This window comes from Leptospira yanagawae serovar Saopaulo str. Sao Paulo = ATCC 700523, from assembly GCF_000332475.2.
Classification (GTDB): Bacteria; Spirochaetota; Leptospiria; order Leptospirales; family Leptospiraceae; genus Leptospira_A; species Leptospira_A yanagawae.
In genome coordinates this window covers 42,932-57,725 of record NZ_AOGX02000022.1, presented here as the reverse complement: position 1 = coordinate 57,725, position 14,794 = coordinate 42,932, and the positions used below count along the sequence as shown (strand labels likewise).

Annotated in this window: 14 protein-coding genes; 8 read left to right on the top strand and 6 right to left on the bottom strand. The window is 37.9% G+C overall.

The features are described 5' to 3' along the window. Positions 1-210 precede the first annotated feature (210 nt). From LEP1GSC202_RS11260 to LEP1GSC202_RS11240, 5 genes are read left to right on the top strand one after another with little or no spacing between them, the layout of a single operon-like run. A complete protein-coding gene (locus LEP1GSC202_RS11260; RefSeq protein WP_015677890.1) occupies positions 211-996 on the top strand; it encodes a M23 family metallopeptidase in 786 nt (261 codons plus the stop codon). Positions 997-1,002: 6 nt separating this feature from the next. Further along, complete coding sequence (locus LEP1GSC202_RS11255) at positions 1,003-1,830, top strand: HAD family hydrolase (RefSeq protein ID WP_015677843.1); 828 nt, start codon at positions 1,003-1,005, stop codon at positions 1,828-1,830. Continuing rightward, complete coding sequence (gene rsmI, locus LEP1GSC202_RS11250) at positions 1,827-2,513, top strand: 16S rRNA (cytidine(1402)-2'-O)-methyltransferase (protein WP_015677871.1); 687 nt, start codon at positions 1,827-1,829, stop codon at positions 2,511-2,513. Before LEP1GSC202_RS11255 ends, rsmI begins: the two co-directional genes overlap by 4 nt. A gap of 39 nt (positions 2,514-2,552) precedes the next feature. Beyond that, positions 2,553-3,176, top strand: coding sequence for a helix-turn-helix domain-containing protein (locus tag LEP1GSC202_RS11245; RefSeq protein ID WP_015677896.1), 624 nt, complete (start codon positions 2,553-2,555; stop codon positions 3,174-3,176). A 2-nt stretch (positions 3,177-3,178) separates the two neighbouring features. Continuing rightward, positions 3,179-4,105 carry a 50S ribosomal protein L11 methyltransferase gene (locus LEP1GSC202_RS11240; RefSeq protein ID WP_015677881.1) on the top strand — a complete coding sequence of 309 codons (927 nt, stop codon included), beginning with the start codon at positions 3,179-3,181 and terminating at the stop codon, positions 4,103-4,105. Here LEP1GSC202_RS11240 and LEP1GSC202_RS11235 read toward each other — a convergent pair. Beyond that, the gene (locus LEP1GSC202_RS11235; RefSeq protein WP_015677911.1) at positions 4,102-6,240 is read right to left on the bottom strand and encodes a 7TM diverse intracellular signaling domain-containing protein; all 2,139 of its coding nucleotides are present in this window, start codon (positions 6,238-6,240) and stop codon (positions 4,102-4,104) included. The genes LEP1GSC202_RS11240 and LEP1GSC202_RS11235 overlap by 4 nt on opposite strands. Before the next feature lie 81 nt (positions 6,241-6,321). On the opposite strand from LEP1GSC202_RS11235, the gene LEP1GSC202_RS11230 reads away from it, so the two are divergent. Continuing rightward, a complete protein-coding gene (locus LEP1GSC202_RS11230; protein ID WP_015677912.1) occupies positions 6,322-7,698 on the top strand; it encodes a flavin monoamine oxidase family protein in 1,377 nt (458 codons plus the stop codon). Here the strand turns inward: LEP1GSC202_RS11230 and LEP1GSC202_RS11225 are convergent. Beyond that, a complete protein-coding gene (locus LEP1GSC202_RS11225; RefSeq protein ID WP_039928951.1) occupies positions 7,695-8,807 on the bottom strand; it encodes an acyltransferase family protein in 1,113 nt (370 codons plus the stop codon). The genes LEP1GSC202_RS11230 and LEP1GSC202_RS11225 overlap by 4 nt on opposite strands. A 50-nt stretch (positions 8,808-8,857) precedes the next feature. Here LEP1GSC202_RS11225 and LEP1GSC202_RS11220 point away from each other — a divergent pair, with 50 nt between their 5' ends. Further along, the gene (locus LEP1GSC202_RS11220; protein ID WP_015677948.1) at positions 8,858-9,151 is read left to right on the top strand and encodes an HNH endonuclease; all 294 of its coding nucleotides are present in this window, start codon (positions 8,858-8,860) and stop codon (positions 9,149-9,151) included. Continuing rightward, the gene (locus LEP1GSC202_RS11215; RefSeq protein WP_015677939.1) at positions 9,151-9,516 is read left to right on the top strand and encodes a DUF1292 domain-containing protein; all 366 of its coding nucleotides are present in this window, start codon (positions 9,151-9,153) and stop codon (positions 9,514-9,516) included. The genes LEP1GSC202_RS11220 and LEP1GSC202_RS11215 overlap by 1 nt, the downstream gene beginning before the upstream one ends. On the opposite strand, the gene LEP1GSC202_RS11210 is transcribed toward LEP1GSC202_RS11215, so the two are convergent. The 4 genes from LEP1GSC202_RS11210 to LEP1GSC202_RS11195 are packed head-to-tail and all read right to left on the bottom strand — an operon-like array spanning position 9,500 to position 14,672. Next, complete coding sequence (locus tag LEP1GSC202_RS11210) at positions 9,500-9,922, bottom strand: MaoC family dehydratase (RefSeq protein ID WP_015677935.1); 423 nt, start codon at positions 9,920-9,922, stop codon at positions 9,500-9,502. The two genes, LEP1GSC202_RS11215 and LEP1GSC202_RS11210, sit on opposite strands and share 17 nt — an antisense overlap. A gap of 32 nt (positions 9,923-9,954) precedes the next feature. After that, positions 9,955-11,196, bottom strand: coding sequence for a sensor histidine kinase (locus LEP1GSC202_RS11205; RefSeq protein WP_015677918.1), 1,242 nt, complete (start codon positions 11,194-11,196; stop codon positions 9,955-9,957). Positions 11,197-11,199: 3 nt separating this feature from the next. Next, positions 11,200-12,774 (bottom strand): acyl-CoA dehydrogenase family protein, encoded by a 1,575-nt coding sequence (locus tag LEP1GSC202_RS11200; protein WP_015677857.1) that lies wholly within the window; start codon positions 12,772-12,774, stop codon positions 11,200-11,202. Further along, positions 12,771-14,672, bottom strand: a complete 1,902-nt coding sequence (locus LEP1GSC202_RS11195; RefSeq protein ID WP_015677944.1) for an AMP-dependent synthetase/ligase — start codon at positions 14,670-14,672, stop codon at positions 12,771-12,773. The genes LEP1GSC202_RS11200 and LEP1GSC202_RS11195 overlap by 4 nt, the downstream gene beginning before the upstream one ends. Positions 14,673-14,794 lie beyond the last annotated feature (122 nt).

Below are 14,794 nucleotides of genomic sequence, written 5' to 3'. Positions count from 1 at the left end.
GTAAGGATCAGGTATTCTCTGGTCCTTTTTTTATAATAAACGCCGTTAAGAAATATTTCCTTTGATGGAAAAGGAAATGACACGGATCCGTTGCACTTTCTTATGTCACATAAAAGCCATGAATGAGGCAAGTTCCGAGCCTCTTCGCCTTGACCCGGCGAGGGGTCGTGAGAATTTGGCATTGCACCATAGTTTTTGAGGCGAAATGAGATGAAGCGAAACCGCAGTTACTATATCATACTGGTCCTAATCCTCTTTGTCGTGACCTACTCGGCCTATGCGGCTTACCAAAAGCAAAAAAACGGTCCTGTTTTTTTGGACAACCATGTCTTCCAACGTTATAACGACCAGTGGGGACTTTGGGTCGACCTAAATGCGGAGAAAAAATCCCTTCTTGAAAAAGCATCTGAGTTTGGAGTGCTTGCCCGAGAGGTGATGGAAATCAACCACCTGACAGATGCCGATCTCAAACGATTGAAACGATCTATTTTTTTCCCTTACTCAGCGGAATACATGAGAAACCTCCAAGAAAAGGAACTCTTTCGCGAAACCATTGAATCACCGATTGACCAATTCATCTGGCCGGTACTCCCCAATAACAAATCTCGTATCTCCTCTCGGATTGGAAGGCGATGGAACACTTGGCACACTGGCCTCGATATCGCCATTCCTAAAAACTCGATCGTCCTTGCAGCAGCAGATGGTGTGGTCGAAGAAGCAGGAAGGGGTGGTGATTATGGACTTGCCGTTAAAATTTACCATCACGACATGAACCACTTCCATACGGTGTATGGACACAACCAAGAGTTACTCGTAAAACCAGGTGATGTTGTCAAAAAAGGACAGATCATTGCATTTTCCGGAAACACAGGAAAATCAACAGGGCCCCATGTCCACTTCGAAGTTCGATTTCATAATGTGTATTTAAATCCCGAAAACTTTCTCACTCCCTTTGAAGAAGGAGTTGCCACAAACCTAGTTGGATTTGCAGACTAAAAAGTTGTGACACAACTTACAAAGAACAGTTGGACGGATGAAATTTACAAACGTCTGACGACACTCATCCCAAATCAAACTGGCATCGCCTGTTTCGATTTTGATAACACTCTCATTCGAAATGATTTTGGTGAAAAAATCATGGACCAACTCATAACGGAAGGGCTTGTCTATTTGCCAAAAGACCTTTCTTCTTTTTTTCGCGATCAAACTCTTTGGAAGGACCATACCAAACTTAGTTTTGCAGAAAAAGAACATTTAGTTTGGGAAGAATATGCTTACCAATTGAAAGAATTTGGGATTGAACGAGGGTATCGTTGGACTTCCTTTCTCTTCCAAGGACTCACGAAAGAAGATTATTATGAAGTATCAAGGCGTGCTTGGGGGCTTGTAAACCAACCCGAGAAAGAGACAGGTGTATTCCCTCAGGTAGAAATGAAGGACCTCATCCAATTCTTAAACCACCACAATTGGAAAGTGTACATTGTGACCGCTTCCCCGGAACCCGGAATTGCTGCCATTGCCCACCATTTTCCCGTAGAGGAATCCCATGTCATTGGCATGAGACAAGTATTAGATGAAAATAATAAATACACACACGAACTCATCGAACCGTATACCTATGGTGAAGGGAAAGTGAAGGCAATCGAAGAACGGATCGGTGAATACCCAGACTTGGTATTTGGTGATTCATTCAATGACTATCCAATGCTAAAAAAAGCAAAACAATTTGGCGTGGCCATCGACAAAGGTGACCCAGAATTTGTAAAAGCTTGTTCTTCACAAGGGATCCTCATCCAACCATACTTCGCCTTCCCTACTCTTACAAAATGAACCGATTGTATTTAGTATCCAATTCCATTGGAAATGATTTAGATCTCCCTCCACGCACCAAACAGTTGCTAGAAGAAGCGGATTGGATTTTGGGAGAAGAACAAAGGACCACCTCTACCCTTTTAAAAAAACTAGGCATCACAAAACCCTTTGATCTCTTAAATGAACATACTTCGAAAACGGAGATGGAAGAAATTGGGATGAAGTTGGCCATGACAAAAAGGACATGTCTTATTTCCGATTCTGGTAGTCCTGGACTAGAAGACCCTGGGAAGTGGCTTGTCCCCTTAGCTTGGGAGATGGGTGTGGAAGTTCGTTCTGCCCCCGGGCCAACAGCCCTCGTTTCGGCTCTCACGAGTTCCGGTTTTGCCACTTCTCCTTTTTTATTCCTCGGATTTTTACCGAGAGAGGAAAAAGAACGGGAGAGAACGTTAAAACAATACCTGGGTCTTGGGATCACTTTGGCATTTTATGAAACTCCATACCGGGCCAAACATTGTTTGGAAACTTTGGCGAAAATCCTACCCCATGACCGACGGATTTTCCTTTCCCTTGGGATCTCGTTTGCCCATGAAACTTCGTTCCGAGGTCATGCAAAGGAAGTCCAAAAAAAATTCCCACAAGGGATGAAACTCCCTCCCGTCTTTGTCATTGAAGAGAAAAAAGAAAGGCCCAAACGTTAGTTTCTTGACAGTACCTCTGTTATATTGAACGCTTGGACAATGGTTAGTAAAGTAGAACAAACAAGTGACGGATTAGATCCGCTAATTTCAGAATCAGGCGACTATATAACAGATGTTGTCAAAGAAAACCTGAAACTCATCCGTCATACCAAAGGATTTTCTCTGGACAAACTCGCAAATCGATGTGGTGTCAGCCGTGCGATGTTGTCCCAAATCGAACAAGGGAAATCAGTACCAACCATTTCAGTTTTATGGAAAATCACAAATGGACTGAATGTCCCCTTTTCGGAACTCCTTAAAGAGAAAAACCAAGATGGAATCCATATCCTAAAAGCGGAAAACTCAAAAGTATTGTATTCTAATTCGAAAGTTTTTGCCAGTCGTGCCCTTTTCCCTTTCCTCGGTAACAGGAAAACTGAATTCTATGAACTTATATTAAAACCCGGTGGCCATGAAGTAGCAGAACCTCATAAAACTGGAACAACAGAAAACCTCGTTGTGGTATCTGGAAAACTTCGATTGCGTGTGGGAGAAAAAGTGGTTGAACTTGAACCAAAAGATTCTGTTTTTTTTAAAGCCGATGTCTCACATGAATACTCCAATCCAACTGACCAAGAGACACTTATGTATCTCGTAATGGATTATACGGATGAAATAGGTTAAGTTTGGAATACAGGGAACTCAAAGTCAATTTACCAAAAGAACTATCAGATCCATTTTACGAACTATTAGATTCTTTGCAATGTGCTGGTTATTACGAAATTCTTTTTGATGGAGAAGCGCCCAAAGAAAAAGACCAAGGCCTGATCCGTGATAATACAAATATTCGAATATACTTACAAACAGATGAAGTAGAAAAAGAATTAAAGATATTAATCTTTTTGAAACTTTTTGCACCCAACAATTACAATTCGGAATCGAGGGTCATTGAAACAAGAGATTACGAAGAAGCTTACAAAGAGTACTATAAACCTTTTCCTATTGGAAATAAACTTTGGGTAATCCCCACATGGGAAAAAAAAGAGCCTAACACAATTGCCCTTTGGGAACCTACTGGTGGAATTCCACTTTTTATCAATCCTGGTGTTGCCTTTGGGACAGGACACCACGAGACTACAAAACTCATCTTAGAACATTTGGATTCTTTATATGCTGAAGGAAAGTTTGCATTTAAATCGGCTTGTGATGTGGGAACTGGGTCGGGGATATTATCCATTGGTCTTGCAAAGTTTGGTGTTTCCAAAATTTTTGCTTTGGACATTGATCCAAATGCTGTAAAGGCAGCTTGGTCCAACTGGACAGAAAACGAATACCCAAAAGGTTTTCAATTTAGTGTGGAAGAATCCGGGATTGACAATCCAAAACTAACAAACGTTCCATATGATTTGGCCATTGCCAATATCACGTTTGCTGTTTTATCACAAAATATCCGCCACTTGGCAAAAATCAATGCACCAAGGATTATTTTTTCCGGGATCATTACAGAAAAAAAAGATGAATTTTTAAGTTTATTACAAAGCCATTTGCCAGGTAAACTCCTCTACTCCAAAGAATGGAACGAATGGTGGGTGTTAGACTGGCAAAGGAATTAATCTCGGTTTAAGAACTTAATCAAACTGACCTGATTTCCCTTTTCGTTGTATTCGATTCGATCAAACACTGATTTGGTCATTAAAATTCCGCGTCCATGTTGTACATGGGCTTCGTTGATAGCATCGATGGATTTTTCCATATGTTTTTTATGATCAAATCCTCTACCTTCATCCGTGATCCTATATGCCACAAATTCATGACTAAATGAATATTCAATTTTCACCTTTTTCTGGCGGTATCGAGGGTCTTCTTGGCGTTTTTGAAGGAACTCTAAATAATTTCCTTCCAAAAGTGCATTGGATTTTTCCTCAAAACTGATATTCAAATTCCCATGTTCAACAGCATTGATGATGATCTCCCGTACAGAAGAACGTATTTCTGTTTGTTCTATGGTTGTGAGGTATTTTGATAATTGAGCTGTGATCTTTTGAGAAACAAGTTCTGCGTTTCGTAGGTAATTGTTCATAGAAATTTCAATTTTTTCTGATTCAATCAACTGGATGATAGTGTCCTCATATTCAGGAGATAAGGTCATAAGAACTTCTCTCGTTTCTTCAAAATCAATGTATTGGATCCGACAGACCATCTCTTTTGGTTCTTTCACGTACTTTTGAGAAAGTTCAGTTTTAAAATTGATCGCAGAGCCGGTCATCTTTAAGTCGGTGAGTTTATCATTCACAAACATCACATTATAATCCGATTTTTGGTCACGACCTGTATAAAGGATTTCTGTAATTTTTTTGTTTTTTAAATCATCTAATCGGTATCCGAGGTGTTTCGATAAAGATCTGTTGGCATTGATGATTTGGAAATCTTCATTCATCATAAGTATCACTTCATCAGAACCTTGGAAAATTTCACGGAATCGTTTTTCTGATTCTTCGATTTTGATTTTGGCATGCGATAAATCACGTAAATTTTCTCGTAAGCTTCTTGTTAAAAAATTGATTCTGTCAGCAAGACCAAGAGATAACAAAATGGTTTGTAAAGCAGTACCTATTTGAATTGTCCATCTTGTGATATTGTTGTCCGACAAAAAACCCAAACTTTTTAAAGAATAAAGCAATACACCTAATAAAAAGAAAGCCCAAGAAATTAGATAATATCGTGATGTTCTCACATTGGCAATGTAAGTATAGGTTCCACTATAAACGAGTAATAAAGCAGTAGGAACCGTCAACAATATGGAGGTAACCATTGCAATGCGGTAAGTTAAAAAAAATGTTACAACAGAAAATAAAACTAATATCCCTACCCAAACCCAAATTAATTTAGAAATTTTAGGTAAATGTTTTTTCAAACTTAAATAATTATTAGTGAAGATTACCCCTGTGATACAAGACAAACAAATGAAAAAAGGTAACGAATAATTTGCCCAAAATACCCAATTGGGCCAAAAGTATTGGAAGGCAAAACCGTTGTTTACCAAGTGAAAGAAAAATATGGAACTGATAAAAAAGAGGTATAATAAATAACTTTTTTCATATGTGAAAATATAAATAAAGAAGTTATAGGCAATCATCACAAACAAAATCCCGTAAAATACCCCAAAGATCATTTGTTCTTTGGAAAGTTTTTCATTAAATTCTCTTTCCGTCCATACACTGAGAGTGAGAGGGATCGTGGATTCTGATTGGATTTTTAAATAATAAACAAATTTTGTATTCGCAGGTGATTCTAATGGAAACACAGGATTACGGTAATCAATATTTCTTTCTGAAAAGACGATTGAATCACCTAAAATTCGTTTTGATTCCTTCGGCAATGGTTCACCAAAGATTTGGATTTCATCAATGAGTGGGAAATCAAATAATAAATTCCAACGAAGTAAGCTGTTAGTTGGGTTTGCAACTTCGATACGCACCCAAAAAATGGACCCGGAAAATCCTAAGTTGGGAGAAGTGAGAACCTTAAACTCTGAATCCTTTTTACCAGAAAGGACCTCCTCGGGTGGGATGGAATGGTTTGTGTCTTCCAAAACCAAAACCTGGTTCCAAATCGGCTCTCCGAACATCTCTGTTTTCAATTGGATGATTGGATTTGCGTGGTTCTCACCTGGAAAAAAAAGGACTAAGAAAACTGTGAGGACAAAGAAGGGAATGTAATTTTGGGAAGAAGTTCTTGTATTTCGCATAAAAAGCCAAAGTCAATAGATTCTATTTTTGTAATTTTTCTAGCCTTTTTTGTTTTGAGTGGTAAAATAGGGGAAAGTTCTATGAATCGAAAAACATTCCTCAAAAATTTGACTGTTACTGCCGCAGGAGTGAGCCTCCTCTTTCCTAAAAAATACTTCGGACAATCCACAGGAGTTGTGACTGCCGAAACAAAACCGAAGCCAACTGGAGGCAAACGAGCCATCATTCTTGGAGGAGGACTTGCCGGCCTTTATTCAGCTTATTTACTCAAACAAACTGGATATGATGTAACTGTTGTTGAACGAGGAGAAAATTTTGGAGGAAGGATTGCCACCTACCAGAACCCTGAACTAGGAATTGTACAAGACTTAGGTGGGGAATGGATTAGCGAAAACCAAACAGATATCAAAAGTTTGGTGAAACAACTAGGTTTGGAATTAGTAAATTCCAATATTGCAGATCGATTTTCTCTCACCAAGGCAAACCAAGAATACCATAAAATCTCAAGCACCTCTATAGATACACTCGATAAAGTGATCGACTTACACAAATCACTTGGTGCGAACCAAAAACAAGGTTTGGATAAAATTAATTTTTCGTCTTATGCTCGCTACCAAGGACTATCAGAAGATGAAATCCAATCCATGAATGATTTGTACCGGATCATTTTAGGTGCCGATCTAAACCAAATTTCAAGTGAGTCTGTGCTTGATGACTTGTCTGCACTGCAATCTGCTTTAAAACCCAAATACCAAGTGAAGGCCGGAGCCTTCCAAATCATCCAATCCTTGGTTTCACAATTGAAAGGCCAGGAGTTACTCACTGGAGAAACGGCTGTCAAAGTTTCACAACAAAAAAATCAAGTGAGTGTGGAACTCCAATCAGGGCGTTCACTCAAAGGTAATTTGGTGGTTTGTACACTACCAACTTCTGCATTACTGGATATCAAATGGACTCCAACCTTACCAAAAGATTTAATTTATTCAGCACTTCGGATGCAAACTGGAAAAATTTCTAAAAATTTATGTTTTGTGAAATCAAATGCAAACCTATCCAATTTTTTCCAGAACACCACTACAGCAGCCGAAACATTGTATGTATCGGATTTAGCAATGGGATCGAACATAACGGCTCTTACCTCCATTTCTACTGGAGACAAAGCCTCACTCTTTGAAAAAGGGACTGATCGTCAGAAAAAAAATCTCATGGTGTCGGCTTTAGAAGAAGTGGGAAATTTAGACTTAATCGCAGAAAACCCTTTCCATTTTCACAGCTTTCAAAAATCAACAGGCAGGCCAGGCTTTGTTTCCCTTTTCCCACCAGGAAGTTACGGAATCAAAGATGTATGGAATGAACCATTTGAACGTGTGTTTTTTGCAGGAGAACATTTGGCATTACATACTGGAAGTATGGACTCAGCAGTTGCCTCTGCCATACAAGCCATTAGTAAAACCTAATTTAGTTTTAACCCAAACAAAAATCGTAATGGTTTGTACTTTTGGATGAAACAGTGATAGAGAAAAAAACTAAGGCATAACACAACCAAATTGTGAAGTAAAAATTTTTCCCATAAAGGGAAGGAAAGTTCCTTCACATAAAATGCAAACACTAATGAGATGGGATGGTGGACGAGATAAATCGGCAAACTAGCTTCGATGATATACCCTCCAACCTTCCCTTCTTCATTTCCGAAACGAAGGAAAACTCTCACAAAAAACAAAGTCCACAAATAAGGTGAAGTGACCCATAAAAAGATATGGAATGTTCTGTACCATGGATTCGCGTAAGAAAAATAAATCCAGAGTGGATCTGAAATTTCAAAGTCCATCAGTAATAAAGAAAATACCAAAGCCCAAAGGAAAATCGCAATGGTTTTGTAAGGTGAAGATGGCTTTTGGAAAAAAACATCCTTCCAGAAATACGAAAATACTCCCGCAGTAAAAAAAGAAAACTGATACAAAAACGTAAGTTTAAAAATTCCAAAATAAGATTCCCCTTTCCCGAATTGTGTATGAGAACCTAATACAAATAAAAAACAAAACAAAAAAAGGATCAAAAATCGAAATGGGAAATCCCTCCAACCCTTCCAATCAATGATTTTAAAAATCCATTTGTGGAGTAAAAGATACAACATACTAAAACAAAATAGGTCTACTAAAAACCAAATATGTGAATGTTGGAATTTTTCTTTGGTAAAAAAATGAATTAAAAAATCCACAAGACTGATGTTTGGGATTTTTGTTTTTTCCATTAAAAAGTATTGGATAGGAGCCAAAAACAAAAGACCAAATAAAGTTGGGATGAGAACTCTTCTTAATCTACCTTCAAAATAGAATCCAGTGCCTTTTTTTTCTACAACCATGGCAGAAAAAAAACCTGAAATCATATAAAACATTGGCATCCGAAAACTATGGATCCAATAACAAAAATAAGATAGGATTTCACTCCTTTCAATCGTTTGGATTGCATATTGAATCTCTGCTGCATACACGATGGCAGAATGGAATACGATGCCAAGCAGTAACGCAAACGAACGTAAATTGTCCAGGTAAATGAGTCGTCCCATTCCACCATCTTTTTCTTGACGAAGAGAAAAAAACAGATTTTTTTTAAACAATGATGGAACCACCACTCGAACCTTTTTTTTCGGATATCAGCGACGAAGAAATCAAACGAGAACGAAAAAAAGCGAAGGATTTAAAAAACACTGCCTGGTGGAAAAATAAACGTGCTTCAGGCATTTGCCACTACTGTGGAAAAAAATTCAAGGTTGAGGAATTGACAATGGACCATCTAATACCACTTATACGAGGAGGAAAGTCTGTAAAAGCAAACTTGGTTCCTTCTTGTAAAGAATGTAATTCCAAAAAAAAGCACAGTTTACCATTTGAGAAGGAATTTTTCCAATAATGGATGCCAAAGATTTTGGATTCCAAGCAGATGATTTTTTGCCAAATCGAACCACGGAAGAAATCGATTTGGTGGATGAAAAAGGAAATAGTTACCAATGGGAAGTGTTTTATTCATTTTCTTTATTGGGAAATGATTATTTAGTTTTTATACCAAGTACGGAACAAGAATACCAATTTGTAAATGTGGAGATGGATGATCCCGATTCAGACGTTCCTGGTTATATTGTGATGAGATTAGGACAAGATGAAGCAGGAGAAGAAATATTAGAGGAAATTTTGGATATCGACGAACTGGAAGAAATTCGGGAGTTTGTTGAAGATGAAATTGGATTGGTTGGCCAGTTTCTCAACCGGGAGGAATGACCAAAGTTTCACCTTTCGTGACCACTTCGCCTTTTTGGTTGGTCCAAACAATTTTCATTTTAACTGCTTTCAAACGTTCTACTTTTTCTACTACCTCCACGAGACATGTGATCGTATCTCCAAAATAAACTGGTTTGCGAAACTTGGTTGTAGTTTCCAAAGCAACAGTTCCGAGCCCAGGCAATTTCATACCAAGAACAGGCGCAAGTAACGATGCAGCGAGACCTCCATGAGCAATCCTTGTACCAAACACGGTGGATTTTGCATATTCCTCATCAACGTGTAATGGATTGAAATCACCGCTGATACCAGCGAAAAGATAAACATCTGTTTCTGAAATTGTTTTCGTGAACGAAGCTTTTTCTCCTAATTGAATTTCTGAATAACTTTTTCCTTTTGTGTACATATTTACCTGCAATTATCGATGAATCAAATTGATCACTTTGAATTTGTTTTTTTAGGTGAAAATGAAAAATGATAAAAAACACCTTCGTTGGGTTTTGAAATACAACTCACTTCTTTTCCATTTAATTGGCTTGATAATGAAAATATCACTGATAATCCAATGGTTTCTGCTTTATGGTAATCAAAACCTTCTGGAAATCCAACTCCATTGTCTCGATACTTTAGTTCAATTTGATGATTTTCATTTACAACAAATTCAATTTTAATTTGAGCATCTGGTTTTGTTACTTTGAATGCATGTCTGAAACTATTTGTTAACATCTCCGTGATCATAAGACCCATTGGAATCGCATCAATAATGTTAAACTCCATCTTTTGAATTTCTAATTCAATTGATATATCCGATCTCATATACATAAGTTTGATATTTTCAACAAGGCTTGTGATATAATCAACCGAACTTAAACCAGATAAATTTTTTCCACTGTATAATTTTTCATGTACGAGGGCAATGGCTTTGATTCGTACAATACTTTGTTCCAAAATGTCTGCTGTTTCTCTTGGAGAAGAATACACTTGAAGTTGCAAAAAGGAAATGATAACAGCCAAATTGTTTTTTACACGATGGTGCACTTCTGTAAGTAATGTTTCATTTTCTTTCAGGGATTGTTCAAGTTTGGTTTGGTTCTCCATGTAACTTGTCATATCCGAAATCACAGCGACGGCTTTATTAGGACTTCCATCTTTGGAAGGAATAAAAAGTCTATGTTCCAATGCCCATTTGATTTTTCCGTCTTTCATCTGGATGCGATAGAGTAAACCAGTATGATTTTCCTTCAATTGGTTCATCCAAATATGAGACATCCTGGCGCGATCGGCTTCGAACACTTGGTCTATCAATAATCTGGGATTGGCGATGATATCTTCTGTTTTGATATCAAATAACCGACAAACTTGTTCGCTAAGAAAATCAATTTTCCAAGTGTCTAAATTGAAAACAATCACAGCGTCTTCAATTCGTTCTAAAATCACTTGGAATAATTGGTCTGATTCAAACTTCTCAGACAAAACTTTTTTTTGATTTTTTAATTCGCGAACGAGTAAAATGTAAATGATAAATGCTGAAACAGAAACAAAACCCCAACCTTTAAAACTTTGAATCTCTCTTGTATCTTCTGCAGATTGGAAAAGAAGGGAAATGTCGTAATCTGAAAAGTAAATCCAGAGAAACCCGAAAAACAAATAAAAAATCGCAATTCGGGCTGCTGCTTTCACAATTTATGTTAACTCCTGTAATGTCGCAAAACGACAATTGACTGTTTCCTCAATGTTTGCACCCAAATCACGATAAAGGGACCAAAGCTCAGTGAGCTCCTTTGGAACAAATGGATTGAGTCGGCTCATAGACATCAAATACTTCCCCACAAGATAATACGAAAGTAACTTCCGATCTATCATTTTTTCTTCTCTAGGATAAGATTCTATTGTTTTGTCAGTATCAATTTCGGACAAAAAGAGGATCACAAACACAGATAAAACATCAGCAAAAGCAAATTCAATTGACTGTTGTTTTTTACGATTGGTTTCTCCATCCATTTTTAAAATGATTTCGAAAAGCAAATTTTGTATCCCATCAGCTTGGTTTTTTGGAGACTCAATCCTACCAAATTCCTTTTGGAATTTCTCTTTTCCGGAATACAAAGAAGAGATAATTGACCTTTGGATTTCGCTTGTTCCTCCACCTATGGTTCCGAGTTTTACATCCCGGTAAAATCGTTCTACCGCATACTCTTTCATATAACCATACCCACCAAAGAGTTGCACTGTATCCTTTGCTACATCTTCAGCAAGTTCCGATGAAATTAACTTTCCCAAACTACTCTCTAATGGAGAAGGAATGCCTCTATCTTTTCGTTCGGCCACCCAATAAATCAACCTTCTTGCCGCTTGGATGTAGACCCAATTCCTAACTAGGATATCTTGCATTCCATAAAAACTCGAAATGGATTTACCAAATTGGATTCTCTCATTTGCATAACGAATCCCTTTCCGAAAACAGAACTCCATGGCACCAGCAAGACCTGCTACAAAAACAGTTCGCTCCCATTCCAAAGTTTCTTTCCCAATCCGCATAAAACCAGTGTTTAGTGGCCCAAGTAAATTTTCCTTTGGAATCACCATATCTTCAAATACTAACTCAGCTGTCATTGAAGTATGATGCCCTAGTTTTTTTAGAACTTTACTTACTTTAAAACCAGGAGTATGACTCTCCACGATAAAGGCTGAGATTCCCATCGGCCCTCTTCCTTTTTCGGAAGTTCTTGCCATCACTACAAACACTTGTCCAACAGGTCCATTGGTGATAAATGTTTTGGATCCATTTAATTTCCATCCACCTTCCACCTCTTCTGCTCTTGTGAGTAGAGATGCTGCATCGGATCCAGAAGCAGGTTCTGTGAGAGCAAAACCAGCCATCCATTCACCTGTCGCAAGTTTGGTGAGATATTTTGTTTTTTGTGCTTCCGTTCCTTGGAAAACGATGGGCATGGTTCCGATCACTAAATGGGCAACCCATGACAAACCGATTCCACCATCGAGTGAACCTGATGCAAATGCATCTGTTGCAATCGAACACAATAGACAACTCGCCCCTTCCCCACCATATTCTTGTGGTATGGTAAGACCTGTTAAACCAGCCTTGGAAAATTCCTTCCATAGTTCGTCAGACCAAATTTCCTTTTCATCCCTCTCCTCAGAAGAAGGAAATACTTTTTCTTCTGAAAATTGGAATACTGTATTATAAAAACTTCTTTCCTCATCACCTAAATAAGGATTTAGTTTTGGATTGATCATTGGTAAATTCCTTCAATTTGTTTTGCGAAAACATCTGAAATGATGTTTCGTTTCATCTTAAGAGTTCGAGTCATTTCTACATCTGGATCAAATGGCCTTGGAACCACATAAAAATTATTAGCTGGAATCATTTCAAAGGATTTAAATCCGTTTTCTCGCGAAATGATTTTTGAAATTTCTTTCCGAAACAACTCCCTTACCATAGGATTTGAATTCCAATCCTGAGCTTTTTCCTTGGAAATCCCTGTTATTTTTGCTTCAACGGCTTCAAAATTTGGAACAATAAGGGCAGCCAATGTTTTTTTATCATGTCCTACAACCATAACCTGGTCAATGTAAGGTGAAGTTAAAAGTTTGTCTTCGATTGGGATTGGCTCAACATTTTCTCCTCCAATCAGAGCAATGGTATCTTTCGATCTACCAGCAAACACGAGTTCATTTCGATGGGAAATCATCATGAGATCTCCGGTATCAAAAAATCCATCTGCATCAAATACCACTTGGTTTAGTTCAGGTCGTTTGTAATAACCTTTCAAAATTTGTTTTGATTTGATCCAAAGAGTACCTTTTTCGCCAGTTTTTGTAAGGATTTTTCCTGTGTCGTCTTTCAAACGAATGTTGTAACCATCAATGGGAATGCCAACGGTTCCTTTTGTGGGTTTGGAGTTGGAGCGAATGGATACAACAGCCGATGTTTCTGTCATACCATACCCTTCTAAAACCTTCAAACCGATAGCAGACAAAAATCCATCAACCACACTTGGTAAAGCGGAACCAGCAGAGATACAAATTCGAATCCTTCCTCCAAGCGCCTTATGGATGGTAGAAAAAATTTTAATACTCAAAAGTTTAAGTGGGGAAAGTAAAATTAAAATGAAGAACGCATAACTACGTTTGCAAAAAGAAATCAAAAAATTTGGTTTTTGGATTTCAAATTCAAATCCCATAAACATGGCATAGTATTTAGCCCATGTTGCTCCCACTTTTAAGAAAAAATGAAATAATTTCTCTTTGAATCCACCTTCTTTGGCAACCTTTGCCATGATCCCATTGTAAACAGATTCCCAAATTCTAGGAACTGATGGAAATATAGTAGGACGGAAATCACGAAGGTCATCCTTAAGGCTCGTCATATTGGATATTAAAAAATCCAATCCTAAAAATATCCCTGCATATTCAATGGCCCTTTCAAACGCATGCCATGGTGGTAATAAACTTACAGCATTGTCATTGGAATTCATATCCAATCGTGCGATCGTATTTTGAATGGCAGTAATCCATCCCTTTTGTGATAACATCACTCCTTTAGGATTTCCAGTTGTACCAGATGTATAAATGAGAGTTGCCAGTGCATCGGGATCAATTTGTTTGATTCGATTTTCTAAACTTTGTTTTCCATTTGATTTCGAGATCAACTTACCTTTTTCAACAAGAGATAATATAGAATCATCTCCAGTGATTAATTCACCTTGTTCATTTTCTAAAACAAAAATCTGTTTCAAATGAGGAAGTTCACCTAACAAATCTTCCACTCTCTTTTTGTCTTTGGGTCTTTGCACGACGAGAAACCTTGCTTCCGAATGATTCAAAATGTACAAAATTTCTTCTCGGACGATGTCTGTTCCCCTCGGAACCACAACTGCCCCAGCAGTTAAAATCGAAAGGTCCGTACGTAACCAATTGACAGAAGCATCACAAAAAAATCCGATTCGATCTCCGACTTCAACACCCAGATCGATGAATCCAAGAGTCAATTGGTCGACAAACTCCTTCAATTCTCCAAAACTGATCCCAGGAAATTCAGTCGTGGACTTCCGTTTCCGAAACGATACTTTGTTTGGGAAGCTCGCTGCAACGGATTCCAATGCATGGTAGAGGATTTGGTAGTTTTGGTTCATGGTCTTTGCCTTTTCATTTGGTGCTTTTTACTGGAAATGTAGGATGGATAAAAAACCACTGTTCGTTTTTTGCAAGTTTTTTCTTATTTTTGACAAACTTTTCAGAAAGGTAGGGCATAATT